Below are 13,611 nucleotides of genomic sequence, written 5' to 3' on the forward strand. Positions count from 1 at the left end.
TGTTGAAACGTCACACCGATTCAAGGAGTGAAGCGTGGGGAGAGGTCGTTGAAAGGCAGTCAGCACAGCGCGTCAAAGCAACCCGTATCGGCCGCCTACCCGCTGCCCGCTGCGAGCCTGCAAGCTCTTTCCCCCGGCCTGATTCCCGCTGCGCTGGGGCTGGTCATCGCCGTCGCCGTTGCTTGGCTGGGCGTATCGAGCAATCCGGATGACCAGGATCGACTGACGCAGGCCTTGGGCAGCATTCAGGCCCAGGCCGTCAATCTGGCGCTCAAGCAGATCAGCGCCGACACCCAGGCCGCTGCGTCTGGCACGCTGCTGGTTCAAGCACTGCAAGGCAATGATGCTTCTGTGCTGATGGCTGCGCAGGATCGCCTGACACGTTGGGACGGCCTGGCAGGTGCGCGATTGAACCCCAAGGGCTTTGCCGACGTGGACCCCTCGGGCCCACTGCCGGTCACCTATGCCACACTCGACATGCTCAACAAAGCCGCACGAGGCGAAGCCGTCGCTCCCGAGGCGCGCAAGGCTGGCGAGCGCTGGTTGATCTACAGCGCAGCACCCGTGCGCACCGGCCCCGAGCAGCCGGTCAGCGGCACACTTTTGCTGGCCTTCGACCCACAACGCCTGCTCAATGCACTGCCGACGCTTCCCGACAATGCCGGAAAGATCGTGCTTAAACAGCAATTCGGCAACGGTCCGGGGCAGGTCTTTCTGGAGCGTGGCCATGCCGACGGAGGCAAGCCGCAAAGTTTTGATACGGGCTATCCGGGCTGGAAGCTTGAATTCACACCCGGGCCGACCTCGAAAGCTCCACTCTCAATCCTGTGGTTACTCCTGGCTGCATTCATCGCCGCAGCCGGTGTAATACTCGGAATTTATAGAAATGAAAGGGCGTTGCAGCAACTCATTTGCGCCGACGCTCGTCAGCTGGATCAGTTGCTTCAAGAACTCTCGAGCGGAAAAGCCGTCAAACCGTTCGGCTTGAGCCTTCCCGCCCTTGGCGGCCTGGCTCAGGCCCTGGCCCGTGTTTCGCTTCGTGAGCCACCCCATGCACCGTCTGCGCGGGTCACGAACCAGGAAACCAGCGCACCCATGACGACAGGCAGCGCGTCTCCCACCATCGCTGCCTCAGGCACCGATTGGGCAGATCCGCTGTTTCAAGATACCGATATTCTCGATATCGACCTTCTCGACGAAAACCAGGACTTCCTGAGATCGGAGCATCGCATCGCTATGAACAGCCCAGCATCCGTGGCACCCAAACTCCCTGACACTATTTTCCGCGCTTACGACATTCGCGGTGTGGTCGGGGACACCCTCAGCGCTGAGACCGCTTACTGGATCGGCCGCGCCATTGGCTCCGAGAGCCTTGCGCAAAACGAACCCAACGTCAGCGTTGGCCGCGATGGCCGTCTTTCCGGCCCAGAGCTGGTTGAGCAGTTGATTCAAGGCCTGCACGACAGTGGCTGCCATGTCAGCGACGTCGGACTGGTGCCAACGCCTGCGTTGTACTACGCAGCCAACGTGTTGGCTGGCAAGACCGGCGTCATGTTGACCGGCAGCCACAACCCGAAGGATTACAACGGCTTCAAGATCGTCATCGCTGGCGATACGTTGGCCAACGAACAGATTCAGGCGCTGCACGAGCGCATCAAGACCAACAACCTGACCTCGCAGAAAGGCAGCATCACCAAAGTCGACATCCTCGATCGCTACTTCAAGCAGATCAAGGACGACATCGTCATGGCACGCAAGCTTAAGGTCGTGGTCGATTGCGGCAACGGCGCAGCAGGCGTGATCGCGCCACAGTTGATCGAGGCACTGGGTTGCGAAGTGATTTCCCTGTTCGCCGAAGTGGACGGTAACTTCCCGAACCATCACCCGGATCCGGGCAAGCTGGAAAACCTGCAGGACTTGATCGCCAAGGTCAACGAAACCGGCGCCGATCTGGGCCTGGCCTTCGACGGTGACGGCGACCGCGTCGGCGTCGTGACCAACAAGGGCAACGTGGTCTACCCGGACCGCCTGCTGATGCTGTTCGCCCTGGACGTGCTCAAGCGCAACCCGGGTGCCGACATCATTTTCGACGTCAAATGCACCCGTCGTCTGACACCGCTGATCAGCGAACACGGTGGTCGTCCGGTCATGTGGAAAACCGGTCACTCGCTGATCAAAAAAGAAATGAAGAAAAGCGGCGCCCTGCTCGCGGGTGAAATGAGCGGCCACATCTTCTTCAAAGAGCGCTGGTTCGGCTTCGACGACGGCATCTACAGCGCGGCACGCCTGCTGGAAATTCTCAGCCAGGAATCGACCTCCGCCGAAGACCTGTTCGAAACTTTCCCGAATGACATTTCGACGCCTGAGATCAACATCAAGGTGACGGATGTCACGAAGTTCAGCATCATCGAAGCCCTTGAAAAAGACGCCCAGTGGGGCGACGCCAAACTGACCAGCATCGACGGAGTCCGCGTAGACTATCCGAAAGGCTGGGGCCTGGTTCGTGCGTCCAACACCACGCCGGTTCTGGTGCTGCGCTTCGAAGCTGAAACCGACGCTGAATTGCAGCGCATCAAGGATGTGTTCCACGCCGAGCTCAAGAAAGTTGCGCCGGACCTCGATCTTCCTTTTTGATTGCTTTCCCTTTTGACTGGAGCCCTGAATGACCCTCGAACGTGATGCCGCCTCTAATGTAGCCAAGGTCCTTTCCGAAGCGCTGCCTTACATTCGCCGCTTTGTCGGCAAGACGCTGGTTATCAAGTACGGCGGCAACGCCATGGAAAGCGATGAGCTAAAAACCGGCTTCGCTCGCGACATCGTGTTGATGAAAGCAGTGGGCATCAACCCGGTAGTCGTCCACGGCGGCGGGCCCCAGATCGGTGATCTGCTCAAGCGCCTGTCGATCGAGAGCCATTTCATCGACGGCATGCGCGTCACAGATGCACAGACGATGGACGTGGTGGAAATGGTGCTGGGCGGCCAGGTCAACAAGGACATCGTCAACCTGATCAACCGTCATGGCGGCAGCGCCATCGGTCTGACTGGCAAGGACGCGGAGCTGATCCGCGCCCGCAAGCTGACGGTCACCCGCCAGACGCCGGAAATGACCAAGCCTGAAATCATCGACATCGGCCATGTGGGCGAAGTGGTTGGCATCAACACCGATCTACTCAACATGCTGGTCAAAGGCGATTTCATTCCGGTCATCGCGCCTATTGGCGTGGGTGCTGATGGTGAGTCCTACAACATCAACGCCGACCTGGTCGCAGGCAAGGTGGCGGAGGCGCTCAAGGCCGAGAAACTGATGCTGCTGACCAACATCGCAGGCTTGATGGACAAGCAGGGCCAGGTCCTGACCGGGCTGACCACCGAGCAAGTGAACACGTTGATCGCCGACGGCACGATCTATGGCGGCATGCTGCCCAAGATCAAATGTGCGCTGGAGGCTGTGCAGGGTGGCGTGACCACTTCGCACATCATCGACGGGCGCGTTCCGAACGCGGTGCTGCTGGAGATTTTCACCGACACCGGCGTGGGTACGCTGATCAGCAATCGCAAGCGTCACTGATCCAAAAACGTCAAAAGGCCCCGCCAGCACATGCTGGCGGGGCCTTTTTTTGCGCCGCAGGTTATCGGGCCAATTGCTGCATGCGTGTCCGGTCGGCTGCGAAGTCCGCCTCGGCTTTGGCACGCGCAGTTCGATAACCCACGATATCGGCCTGCAATTTCTGCTGCTGAACGCGCAAGTCATCCAGCTGCTCGATGATTGCCTGCGGAACCGGACGCCCTGCCCGCTCCTGGTCGGCAGCTTGCCCCTGAAGACTGTGCTGTTGGGCAGACAGCCCCTGGATATTGCCTTGGGCAACATCGATCAAGGTGTCCAGCTCCGCCAGTTTGCGAGCCTTCACCCGGTCGACCTCTTCGACGCTGCCATAAAGGCTCAACAACTTTGTGTTGGCCTCCGCCTGCAGCTTGGCGGCTTCGGCCTGATGAATCTGTTCAGCGGTCGGTGCTGGCGCTACCACTTGCACCACGCGTCCACGGGCATTCAGCACTTCGTAACCCTTGGCGACGTATTCAGGCGGTACACCCAGACGATCAATGACCGTCACGCCACGGCTGTCGATGTAGCGGTAAACCCGCACCTCGGGCACATCGGCAGCCTGAATCACGGACGACGCGAAGATCCCCAGTGACAGGCAGACCAGTGTCGCCCTCGGCACGCGCAGGAGCGCCTGCAAGACGGAGGCTTGGCCACACACTCGCCGCCAGGACGGCATGTCAGATCCCGTACTGCGCGCGATAAGCCTCGACAGCAGGCAAGTGCTGTTTGAGCTGAGGGTCGTCGGCCAGGAATTCCAGTACCTGGTTCAACGACACGATACTGACCACCGGAATGCCGAAGTCGCGTTCGACTTCCTGAATGGCCGACAATTCGCCGTTGCCACGCTCCTGACGATTCAACGCGATCAGCACGCCCGCCGCCTTGGCCTCCTGAGCACTGATGATCTGCATCACCTCACGGATGGCGGTGCCTGCGGTAATCACGTCGTCGATGATCAACACATCACCGGCCAATGGAGCACCGACCAGGCTGCCGCCCTCACCGTGCGCCTTGGCTTCCTTACGGTTGAAGCACCACGGCAGATCACGGTCGTGATGTTCGGCCAACGCCACAGCCGTAGCAGCCGCCAGTGGAATGCCCTTGTAGGCTGGGCCGAACAGGACGTCGAACGAAATGCCGCTCTCGACCACGGCCGCAGCATAGAAACGCCCAAGCTGCGCAAGGGCAGAACCGCTGTTGAACAGGCCGGCATTAAAGAAGTACGGACTGGTACGCCCTGACTTGAGCGTGAACTCGCCGAAGCGCAGTACACCGCGATCAATAGCAAAACGAATGAAATCGCGTTGATACGCCTGCATGAAAAAAGCCTCGAAAGCACGGATTTAGCTAATTGGGTAGAGCTCGGGTATCATACACGCACGTGATTTTTGGGGCCATTTATGCGGATCATCAGTGTGAACGTAAATGGCATTCAGGCTGCGGTCGAGCGTGGGTTGCTCAGCTGGCTGCAAGCTCAGAATGCCGACGTCATCTGCTTACAGGACACCCGCGCCTCCACCTTTGAACTGGATGATCCAGCTTTTCAGCTGGATGGCTACTTCCTCTATGCCTGCGAAGCCGAAGTCCCCGCCCAAGGTGGCGTAGCACTTTATTCGCGGTTGCAACCGAAGGCGGTGATCAGCGGCCTCGGCTTCGAGACAGCCGACCGCTACGGGCGTTACCTGCAAGCAGATTTCGATAAAGTCAGTATCGCGACCCTGCTTTTCCCTTCCGGGATGAACGGGGACGAAGACTTGAATCAAAAATTCAAGCTCATGGATGATTTCGGCAAATACATGGACAAGCAGCGCCGCAAGCGCCGCGAGTATATCTATTGCGGTTCGCTCTACGTGGCGCAGCAGAAGCTCGACATCAAGAACTGGCGTGACAGCCAGCAGTCGCCCGGCTTCCTGGCACCCGAGCGTGCCTGGATGGACGAAATCGTCGGCACGATGGGTTATGTCGATGCTTTGCGTGAAGTCAGTCGTGAAGGCGACCAGTACAGCTGGTGGCCGGATAACGAGCAGGCCGAGATGCTGAACCTGGGTTGGCGCTTCGACTACCAGATCCTGACGCCAGGTCTGCGCCGCTTCGTGCGCAGCGCTCGTCTGCCACGCCAGCCGCGCTTCTCGCAGCACGCGCCGCTGATCGTGGACTACGACTGGACCCTGACGATCTAATCGCGATACCCGAACACGAAAAAGCCGACTGTCTGTCGGCTTTTTTTGCTGCTTGCGATTGTGCTTACTTCAACAGACGCCAGGTGAACGGGTAGCGGTAATCCACCCCCTCATTGGCTTTAACGCCTGCAATGATCGTCAGCACCAGAGCGCCGAGCCCCACCAGCATCAACAACGCAAAGCCAACAACCACGACCATCAGCAAGATGCTGACCGTGGCAGCGATCGCAACGGTGATCTGAAAATTCAGCGCTTCCTTGCCCTGCGCATCGATAAACGGGTCACTTTCCTTCTTCATCTGCCAGAGGATCAAAGGCCCCAGCAGATTACCGAACGGAAAAATCATCCCGAGAAACGCAGATAAGTGACAGAACATCGCCCATTGACGGGCACTTTGAGCCGGTTTCTGCAACGGTTGCTGGCTGTCACTCATAGTTCACGCTCCAGGATTATCAGTCGGCCAGTGCGGCGCGCTGCAATTCGAACAACTCAGTCATGCCCTTCTGCGCCAGCGCCAGCATGGCGTTCAACTCTTCAGGCTGGAACGGAGCGCCCTCGGCGGTGCCCTGGACTTCGATGAAACCGCCTGCACTGGTCATGACCACGTTCAGGTCAGTCTCGGCAGCGGAGTCTTCCAGGTAGTCCAGATCGAGCACCGGCTCGCCCTGATACATGCCGACCGAGACGGCAGCGATCATCTGCTTGAGCGGATCACCGCCTTTCAGACCGCCACGCTTCTTGATCACTTTCAAGGCATCGGCCAGCGCAACCATCGCGCCGGTGATGGACGCTGTGCGCGTGCCGCCATCCGCCTGAATGACATCACAATCGACGTACAAGGTGACGTCACCCAGCTTGGACATGTCCAGCGCAGCGCGCAGCGAACGGCCGATCAGACGCTGAATCTCAAGCGTGCGACCGCCCTGCTTGCCACGGCTGGCTTCGCGCTGGTTACGCTCGCCAGTGGCACGCGGCAGCATGCCGTATTCGGCGGTCAACCAACCCTGGCCCTGGCCCTTGAGGAAGCGAGGCACGCCGTTCTCGACGCTGACGGTGCAGATCACCTTGGTGTCACCGAACTCGACCAGCACAGAACCCTCGGCGTGTTTGGTGTAGTTGCGGGTGATGCGGATCGAGCGGAGCTGATCGGCGGCGCGACCACTTGGACGTTTCATCTGGGATACCTGTACTGAGACGGAAAACTGCCGAGCATTATAGAGGCCATAGCCGGACGGGGCATCTCTTAAAGTCGACCCTGCACGATTGCCGGCGCTACAAGGCTCTAAGACAGGGCTTTGCGCCAGCATTCATGCAGACAAAAAAAGTCTTGCACGGTTTGTCACACTGCCGGATTGGGAGCCTGCGCCGCACTGCGCTACAATCCTGCGCCTTTGCAGCCTGTCGGCTTTCACGACACCCATGGCAGCCGTCCGACGCATGCGCGGACTCGACCGCCTGGACTGAATCAAGAGGTATTCCCATGGTGCACAGCATGACTGCCTTCGCCCGAGTAGAACGGGCCGGTGCCCAGGGCACACTGAGCTGGGAACTGCGCTCGGTCAATCATCGTTACCTTGAGCCGCATCTGCGCCTGCCAGAGTCGTTCCGCGACCTGGAAGGTGCGATTCGCGAAGCGCTGCGCCAAGGACTCTCACGGGGCAAGGTCGAATGCACCCTGCGCTTTGTCGAAGAAACCGCCGGCAAGCCCCTGCAGGTAGATCGCGAGCGTGCCAGCCAGTTGATTGCTGCCGCAGAATCGGTAGCGAGCCTGATCCAGCTGCCTGCCCCGCTGAACCCGCTTGAGGTGCTGGCCTGGCCGGGCGTTCTGGTCGCCGATGCCAACGATCCACAGGTACTGAACAGCGAAGCACTGACGCTGTTCAACGAGGCGCTGACGGAACTGAAAAACGGTCGAGGCCGCGAAGGCGCGGACCTGGCGAAACTTCTCGACGAGCGGCTGACTTCCATCACTGAAGAAGTCGCCACCCTGCGCACGCTGGTGCCACAGATGCTCGCCACCCAGCGCCAGAAGGTGCTGGATCGCTTCGCGGACATGAAAGCCGAGCTGGATCCGCAGCGCCTGGAGCAGGAGATGGTCCTGCTGGCGCAAAAGAGCGATGTCGCCGAAGAGCTGGATCGTCTCAGCACCCACGTCACCGAAGTACGTCGCGTGCTTAAAACGGGGGGCCAGGCGGGTCGCCGTCTCGACTTCCTGATGCAGGAACTTAACCGCGAAGCGAATACATTGGGCTCCAAGGCCTTCGACCCACGCAGCACGCAAGCGGCCGTCAACCTGAAAGTGTTGATCGAGCAGATGCGTGAACAAGTGCAGAATATTGAGTAAGGCTAAACCTGACATGACCCACAAATCCGGCACCCTGTACATCATTTCGGCACCCTCCGGCGCAGGCAAGACGAGTCTCGTCAACGCCCTGGTCCAGGCCCAGCCGCAGATCCGCGTTTCGGTGTCGCACACCACCCGCGCCATGCGCCCTGGCGAACAGAACGGGGTGAACTACCACTTCGTCGACCGCGCAGAGTTCGTGCGCATGATCGAACACGGCGACTTCCTCGAACAGGCCGAAGTCTTCGGCAACCTGTACGGCACCTCGCAAAGCCATCTGCAACAGACGCTGGATGAAGGCCACGACCTGATTCTGGAGATCGACTGGCAAGGCGCGCAGCAGGTCCGTGCGCAAATGCCCCACGCGCGCTCTGTCTTCATCCTGCCGCCGAGTCAGCAGGCACTGCGCCAACGCCTGACCAACCGTGGCCAGGACAGCGACGAGATCATTGAAACCCGCATGCGTGAAGCGGTCAGCGAAATGAGCCATTACGTCGAGTACGAGTACATTGTGGTCAACGATGATTTCGCCGGTGCGCTGGAAGACCTGAAGTCCATTTTCCGCGCCAACCGTCTCACCCAGCAGCATCAGCAAGAGCAATACAGCGAGCTTTTTCAGCAATTGCTGGCTTGATCAGGCTGTTTCAACGCGGCAGACTGCAGGTCGAACTCAGACCGTTCGTGGTATGCCGCTTGCTGCTAGCAGCAGTCCGCTTGTAAACTACCGAGTCCGCTCGCCCATCCGGGCACCGCGCATACGCATTTGCTACGAGGAATACCCATGGCCCGCGTGACCGTTGAAGACTGCCTAGAACACGTCGATAACCGCTTCGAGCTGGTCATGCTCGCTACCAAGCGTTCGCGTCAACTCGCCACCGGCGGCAAAGAGCCGAAGCTGGCGTGGGAAAACGACAAGCCTACCGTTGTGGCCCTGCGTGAAATCGCTGCTGGCCTGATGGACTACGCCGTTATCGCAGAAGCCGAAATCGTTGAAGATGAACCATTGTTCGCAGCGTTCGAGGACGAGTCCAACGAGGCCGTCTAAGCCTATGCCGGGTCGACGTAGTACGGCGCAGGGTAAAAGCCATCGGCAGGGGGTAGCGCCTTGCCGAGCATAGACGCCCTCGCCGATAGACTGTCGGCCTACCTCGGCAAGGAACAGGTCAACCTGGTCCGCCGAGCGTATTTCTACGCCGAACAAGCCCACGACGGCCAACGCCGTCGCAGTGGTGAGGCGTATGTCACGCATCCTCTTGCCGTGGCAAACATTCTTGCCGACATGCATATGGACCATCAGAGCCTTATGGCTGCGATGCTGCATGACGTGATCGAAGACACCGGCATCGCCAAGGAAGCGCTCAGTGCGCAGTTTGGCGAAACCGTGGCCGAACTGGTCGACGGGGTCAGCAAACTGACCCAGATGAATTTCGAGACCAAGGCCGAGGCACAGGCTGAAAACTTCCAGAAAATGGCGATGGCGATGGCCCGCGACATTCGCGTCATTCTGGTCAAGCTCGCCGACCGCCTGCACAACATGCGCACACTGGAAGTCCTGTCCGGTGAAAAGCGCCGCCGCATCGCCAAGGAAACCCTCGAGATCTACGCGCCCATTGCCAACCGCTTGGGCATGCACAGCGTTCGCATCGAATTCGAGGACCTGGGCTTCAAGGCCATGTACCCGATGCGCTCCTCGCGAATCAACCAGGCCGTCAAGCGCGCCCGTGGCAATCGCAAGGAACTGGTCAACAAGATCGAAGAGTCCCTGAGCCACTGCCTTGCCGTTGACGGCATCGAAGGCGACGTCAGCGGGCGGCAGAAGCACCTGTACGGTATCTACAAAAAGATGCGCGGCAAGCGTCGAGCCTTCAACGAGATCATGGACGTTTACGCGTTCCGTATCATCGTCGACAAGGTCGACACCTGCTATCGCGTACTGGGTGCTGTGCATAATTTGTACAAACCGCTGCCGGGCCGCTTCAAGGATTACATCGCGATCCCCAAGGCCAACGGCTACCAGTCGCTGCACACCACCCTGTTCGGCATGCACGGCGTGCCCATCGAAATCCAGATCCGTACCCGCGAGATGGAAGAAATGGCGAACAATGGTATTGCGGCGCACTGGCTCTACAAATCCAGTGACGACGAGCAGCCCAAGGGCACCCACGCCCGCGCCCGCCAGTGGGTCAAGGGCGTGCTGGAAATGCAGCAGCGTGCTGGCAACTCGCTGGAATTCATCGAGAGCGTCAAGATCGACCTGTTCCCGGACGAGGTCTATGTCTTCACGCCCAAAGGCCGGATCATGGAGCTGCCCAAAGGCTCCACCGCCGTGGATTTCGCTTACGCGGTTCACACCGACGTTGGCAACAGTTGCATCGCCTGCCGGATCAATCGCCGACTGGCCCCGTTGTCGGAACCGCTGCAAAGCGGCTCAACGGTCGAGATCGTCAGCGCACCCGGCGCACGCCCCAATCCGGCGTGGCTGAACTTCGTTGTCACCGGCAAGGCGCGCACGCACATTCGCCACGCCCTCAAGCTGCAACGCCGCTCCGAATCCATCAGCCTGGGCGAACGCCTGCTGAACAAGGTCCTCAACGGCTTCGAGAGCAGCCTGGACAAAATTCCTGCCGAGCGCGTGCAACTGGCCTTGAACGAATACCGTGTCGAGGTGCTGGAAGACTTGCTCGAAGACATCGGTCTGGGCAATCGCATGGCCTATGTCGTCGCCCGCCGCCTGCTGGGCGAAGGCGATCAGTTGCCGAGCCCCGAGGGTCCGCTGGCCATTCGCGGAACCGAAGGCCTGGTGCTCAGTTACGCCAAGTGCTGCACGCCGATACCCGGCGACCCCATCGTGGGTCACCTGTCGGCGGGTAAAGGCATGGTCGTACACCTGGACAACTGCCGCAACATCAGCGAAATCCGTCACAACCCGGAAAAATGCATCCAGCTGTCGTGGGCCAAGGATGTGACCGGCGAATTCAATGTCGAGTTGCGCGTGGAACTGGAACACCAGCGTGGCCTGATCGCTCTGCTGGCCAGCAGCGTCAATGCTGCCGACGGCAACATCGAAAAAATCAGCATGGACGAGCGCGATGGTCGTATCAGCGTCGTCCAGCTCGTGGTCAGCGTGCATGACCGAGTGCATCTGGCCCGAGTCATCAAGAAACTACGCGCACTGACCGGGGTCACACGCATCACCCGTATGCGCTCGTAAGCCATCCCATTCTCAGGAGTTTTTCATGACCAAGACTGTCATCACCAGCGACAAAGCCCCGGCGGCCATCGGCCCGTACTCGCAGGCAATCAAAGCTGGCAATACCGTCTACATGTCCGGCCAGATCCCTCTGGATCCGAAAACGATGGAACTGGTGGACGGCATCGAAGCCCAGATCATCCAGGTCTTCGAAAATCTGAAGTCTGTCGCCGAAGCAGCTGGTGGCTCGTTCAAGGACATCGTCAAACTGAACATCTTTCTGACCGATCTGGGCCACTTCGCCAAGGTCAACGAGATCATGGGTACCTATTTCGCGCAGCCTTACCCGGCGCGTGCAGCTATTGGCGTTGCCGCCCTGCCGCGTGGCGCGCAGGTCGAGATGGACGCGATTCTCGTCATCGAATAATCCCCCAGCGGAGCGTGCGCTGCGCTCCGCTCTCCCTGAAGGAAGGAATCTGTTATGCGTTCCGCGCTCGCCATTTCGCTGCTGGCCGTTGTACTCGGTGGCTGCTCCAGCATCGCTGACCGCAACCCGGACGGCACCTGGATCAACCAGACCGCCATTGATGCTGCGGTCAAACAAGGCAACCTGCGCCAGGCGCTGCTCGCCAACGGCCCGAATCTGGAGTGGCAGATCAACTCCAAGACCAATCAGGCCGTTTACTCCAATGGTTTTGAGCTGGGTGAAGGCAAGATCGTCAGCGCCGCTGAAGGCAAGCTGCACATCGACTTCTACGGTAACTTCTTCGAAGACCTGAGCGTCAAGGGTGACGAACTGGTGCAGGCAGCTAGCGAGTCCGGCCCTGAGCAGCACTTCGAAAAACCAAAGAACACCGTACCTGAGGGCGCACAGCCCGGCAGCAGCTTTGAAAAGGCGTTGTATGCCGCTTATATGGGCGGCAAATGGACCATCGTTGAAGGCGACGGCCAGGGCAGCACCGTGCAGTTCATGCCAGACGGCAGCGTTGAAGGCCTTCCGGAGAACGATCGCTTCGCACTCTGCCTGGCTGGCGATTGCGCCGCCATGAGCGGTGAGTACGACAGCATGTGGCTGGAGAAGGCCGAGAAAGGCAACCCGTGGATCTTCGCCCGCAAAGGCAAGCAGCTGGAAATTTTCCAGGCCGTGAACAACGCAGGCGTCGACCAGATGCCAGAACTGCGTCCGGGTACTCGCCGCTGGTTGCTTGAACAGCAATAAGCAAAACGTTTGCCCGCCCACGAAAAAGCGCCTCATTGAGGCGCTTTTTTCATGGCGTATTATTCAATCGCCCTGCCCCAACAACGCTGCGTACCCTACCCGATAATTCGGGTACATCGGCACCCAACCCAAGGCCCGTGCGCGCGCATTGCTGCAGCGTTTGCTGCCCACCCGCTGCACGCTGACATCGTCAGACCATTCGGTAACGCCCAGGTATTCACGTATCCATGAGACTACGTCGGCCAACGCAGCCGGATCGTCGTCCACGCCCAGATAGCAGTTCTCCAGCGCAACGCCCCGATCATCGGCCTCAAGCAGATGCGCCAGCAGACCCGCTGCGTCGTCGGCGTGAATGCGATTGGCGTAAACCGGCGGGTCGATCCTGACGCTGTGGCCTTGCCGAACGCGGTTAGACAGATCTGCGCGGCCAGGCCCATAGATACCGGTCAATCTCACGGCCGAGGCAGTAAGGCCGCTGTTCAGAGCGAGTTGCTCAGCCTCAAGCATGACCGTGCCGGTAAAGCCGACAGGCTCAGTGACGGACATTTCATCGACCCATTCGCCCTCCTGCTGACCGTAAACGCCGCTGCTGGACACGAAAAACAGACGCTTGGGCCGCTGACCCTGCTCTTTGAGCCAGCCAAGCACATGGCGCAACCCGTTGACATAAGCGTCTCGATAACCGGCTTCGTCGCGTTGCGAGGGCGTTGCGCAATACACCACATAGTCGATCTGGCCAGTTGGCCAGTCAGCGGGTTTCGCGGCCGCAAACAGATTGCCCTGTACCGGCAAGACACCCTTTGGCAGCTCGGAAACCGTGCGCCGCAGCCCATGAACGGACCAGTCATGAGCCAGCAGGCGAGTGGCGAGTCGGGAGCCGATATCGCCACAACCAGCGATCAAAACGGATGGGGCTGACATTGCATATCTCCACGTGACGGTGATCGGACACCGTTTAAGTCATCAAAAAACGACGAGCATTCGAACCAACATGTAAAAAAGATACAGTATTACTTTTGTTAACAAGAACGATTTGCAATAATGGCGACCCATTTGTTCCCTAAGAACGTCGAA

General features: G+C 59.4%; 14 protein-coding genes. 9 read left to right on the plus strand and 5 right to left on the minus strand.

What is annotated here, in order from left to right:
• Positions 1-48: 48 nt before the first annotated feature.
• Entirely contained in the window at positions 49-2,634 is a 2,586-nt protein-coding gene (locus ALP40_RS25985; RefSeq protein ID WP_122210189.1) for a phosphomannomutase/phosphoglucomutase, read from the plus strand.
• Between the two features lie 28 nt (positions 2,635-2,662).
• A complete protein-coding gene (argB, locus tag ALP40_RS21505; protein WP_122210190.1) occupies positions 2,663-3,568 on the plus strand; it encodes an acetylglutamate kinase in 906 nt (301 codons plus the stop codon).
• A 61-nt stretch (positions 3,569-3,629) separates the two neighbouring features.
• On the opposite strand, the gene ALP40_RS21510 is transcribed toward argB, so the two are convergent.
• Positions 3,630-4,280: a DUF4124 domain-containing protein gene (locus ALP40_RS21510; RefSeq protein WP_409077535.1), complete on the minus strand. Its 651-nt coding sequence runs from the start codon at positions 4,278-4,280 to the stop codon at positions 3,630-3,632.
• A gap of 1 nt (position 4,281) precedes the next feature.
• On the minus strand, positions 4,282-4,923 hold the full coding sequence (gene pyrE, locus ALP40_RS21515; protein WP_122210191.1) for an orotate phosphoribosyltransferase: 642 nt from the start codon (positions 4,921-4,923) through the stop codon (positions 4,282-4,284).
• Between the two features lie 81 nt (positions 4,924-5,004).
• Between pyrE and ALP40_RS21520 the strand changes: the two genes are divergently transcribed.
• Positions 5,005-5,784 carry an exodeoxyribonuclease III gene (locus tag ALP40_RS21520; protein WP_002551505.1) on the plus strand — a complete coding sequence of 260 codons (780 nt, stop codon included), beginning with the start codon at positions 5,005-5,007 and terminating at the stop codon, positions 5,782-5,784.
• 64 nt (positions 5,785-5,848) lie between these two features.
• On the opposite strand, the gene ALP40_RS21525 is transcribed toward ALP40_RS21520, so the two are convergent.
• Together ALP40_RS21525 and rph are read right to left on the minus strand one after the other, a co-directional pair.
• Positions 5,849-6,217, minus strand: a complete 369-nt coding sequence (locus tag ALP40_RS21525) for a DUF4870 domain-containing protein (RefSeq protein WP_122210192.1) — start codon at positions 6,215-6,217, stop codon at positions 5,849-5,851.
• Positions 6,218-6,236: 19 nt separating this feature from the next.
• Positions 6,237-6,959 (minus strand): ribonuclease PH, encoded by a 723-nt coding sequence (gene rph / locus ALP40_RS21530; RefSeq protein ID WP_003313989.1) that lies wholly within the window; start codon positions 6,957-6,959, stop codon positions 6,237-6,239.
• A gap of 305 nt (positions 6,960-7,264) precedes the next feature.
• On the opposite strand from rph, the gene ALP40_RS21535 reads away from it, so the two are divergent.
• The 6 genes from ALP40_RS21535 (at position 7,265) to ALP40_RS21560 (ending at position 12,537) form a co-directional block, all read left to right on the plus strand.
• Positions 7,265-8,128 carry a YicC/YloC family endoribonuclease gene (locus tag ALP40_RS21535; RefSeq protein WP_122210193.1) on the plus strand — a complete coding sequence of 288 codons (864 nt, stop codon included), beginning with the start codon at positions 7,265-7,267 and terminating at the stop codon, positions 8,126-8,128.
• A gap of 13 nt (positions 8,129-8,141) precedes the next feature.
• Positions 8,142-8,762, plus strand: a complete 621-nt coding sequence (gene gmk, locus ALP40_RS21540; protein ID WP_122210194.1) for a guanylate kinase — start codon at positions 8,142-8,144, stop codon at positions 8,760-8,762.
• A gap of 147 nt (positions 8,763-8,909) precedes the next feature.
• Positions 8,910-9,173 carry a DNA-directed RNA polymerase subunit omega gene (gene rpoZ, locus ALP40_RS21545; protein WP_004887180.1) on the plus strand — a complete coding sequence of 88 codons (264 nt, stop codon included), beginning with the start codon at positions 8,910-8,912 and terminating at the stop codon, positions 9,171-9,173.
• 60 nt (positions 9,174-9,233) lie between these two features.
• On the plus strand, positions 9,234-11,339 hold the full coding sequence (gene spoT / locus ALP40_RS21550) for a bifunctional GTP diphosphokinase/guanosine-3',5'-bis pyrophosphate 3'-pyrophosphohydrolase (RefSeq protein WP_122210195.1): 2,106 nt from the start codon (positions 9,234-9,236) through the stop codon (positions 11,337-11,339).
• Positions 11,340-11,364: 25 nt separating this feature from the next.
• Positions 11,365-11,745: a RidA family protein gene (locus ALP40_RS21555; RefSeq protein ID WP_122210196.1), complete on the plus strand. Its 381-nt coding sequence runs from the start codon at positions 11,365-11,367 to the stop codon at positions 11,743-11,745.
• Between the two features lie 54 nt (positions 11,746-11,799).
• A complete protein-coding gene (locus tag ALP40_RS21560; protein ID WP_122210197.1) occupies positions 11,800-12,537 on the plus strand; it encodes a hypothetical protein in 738 nt (245 codons plus the stop codon).
• A 63-nt stretch (positions 12,538-12,600) separates the two neighbouring features.
• Here ALP40_RS21560 and ALP40_RS21565 read toward each other — a convergent pair whose 3' ends face one another.
• Positions 12,601-13,458, minus strand: a complete 858-nt coding sequence (locus ALP40_RS21565; protein WP_122210198.1) for an NAD-dependent epimerase/dehydratase family protein — start codon at positions 13,456-13,458, stop codon at positions 12,601-12,603.
• Positions 13,459-13,611: the final 153 nt, after the last annotated feature.

The sequence above is a fragment of the Pseudomonas viridiflava genome (assembly GCF_003702045.1).
GTDB classification, from domain to species: Bacteria; Pseudomonadota; Gammaproteobacteria; order Pseudomonadales; family Pseudomonadaceae; genus Aquipseudomonas; species Aquipseudomonas viridiflava_C.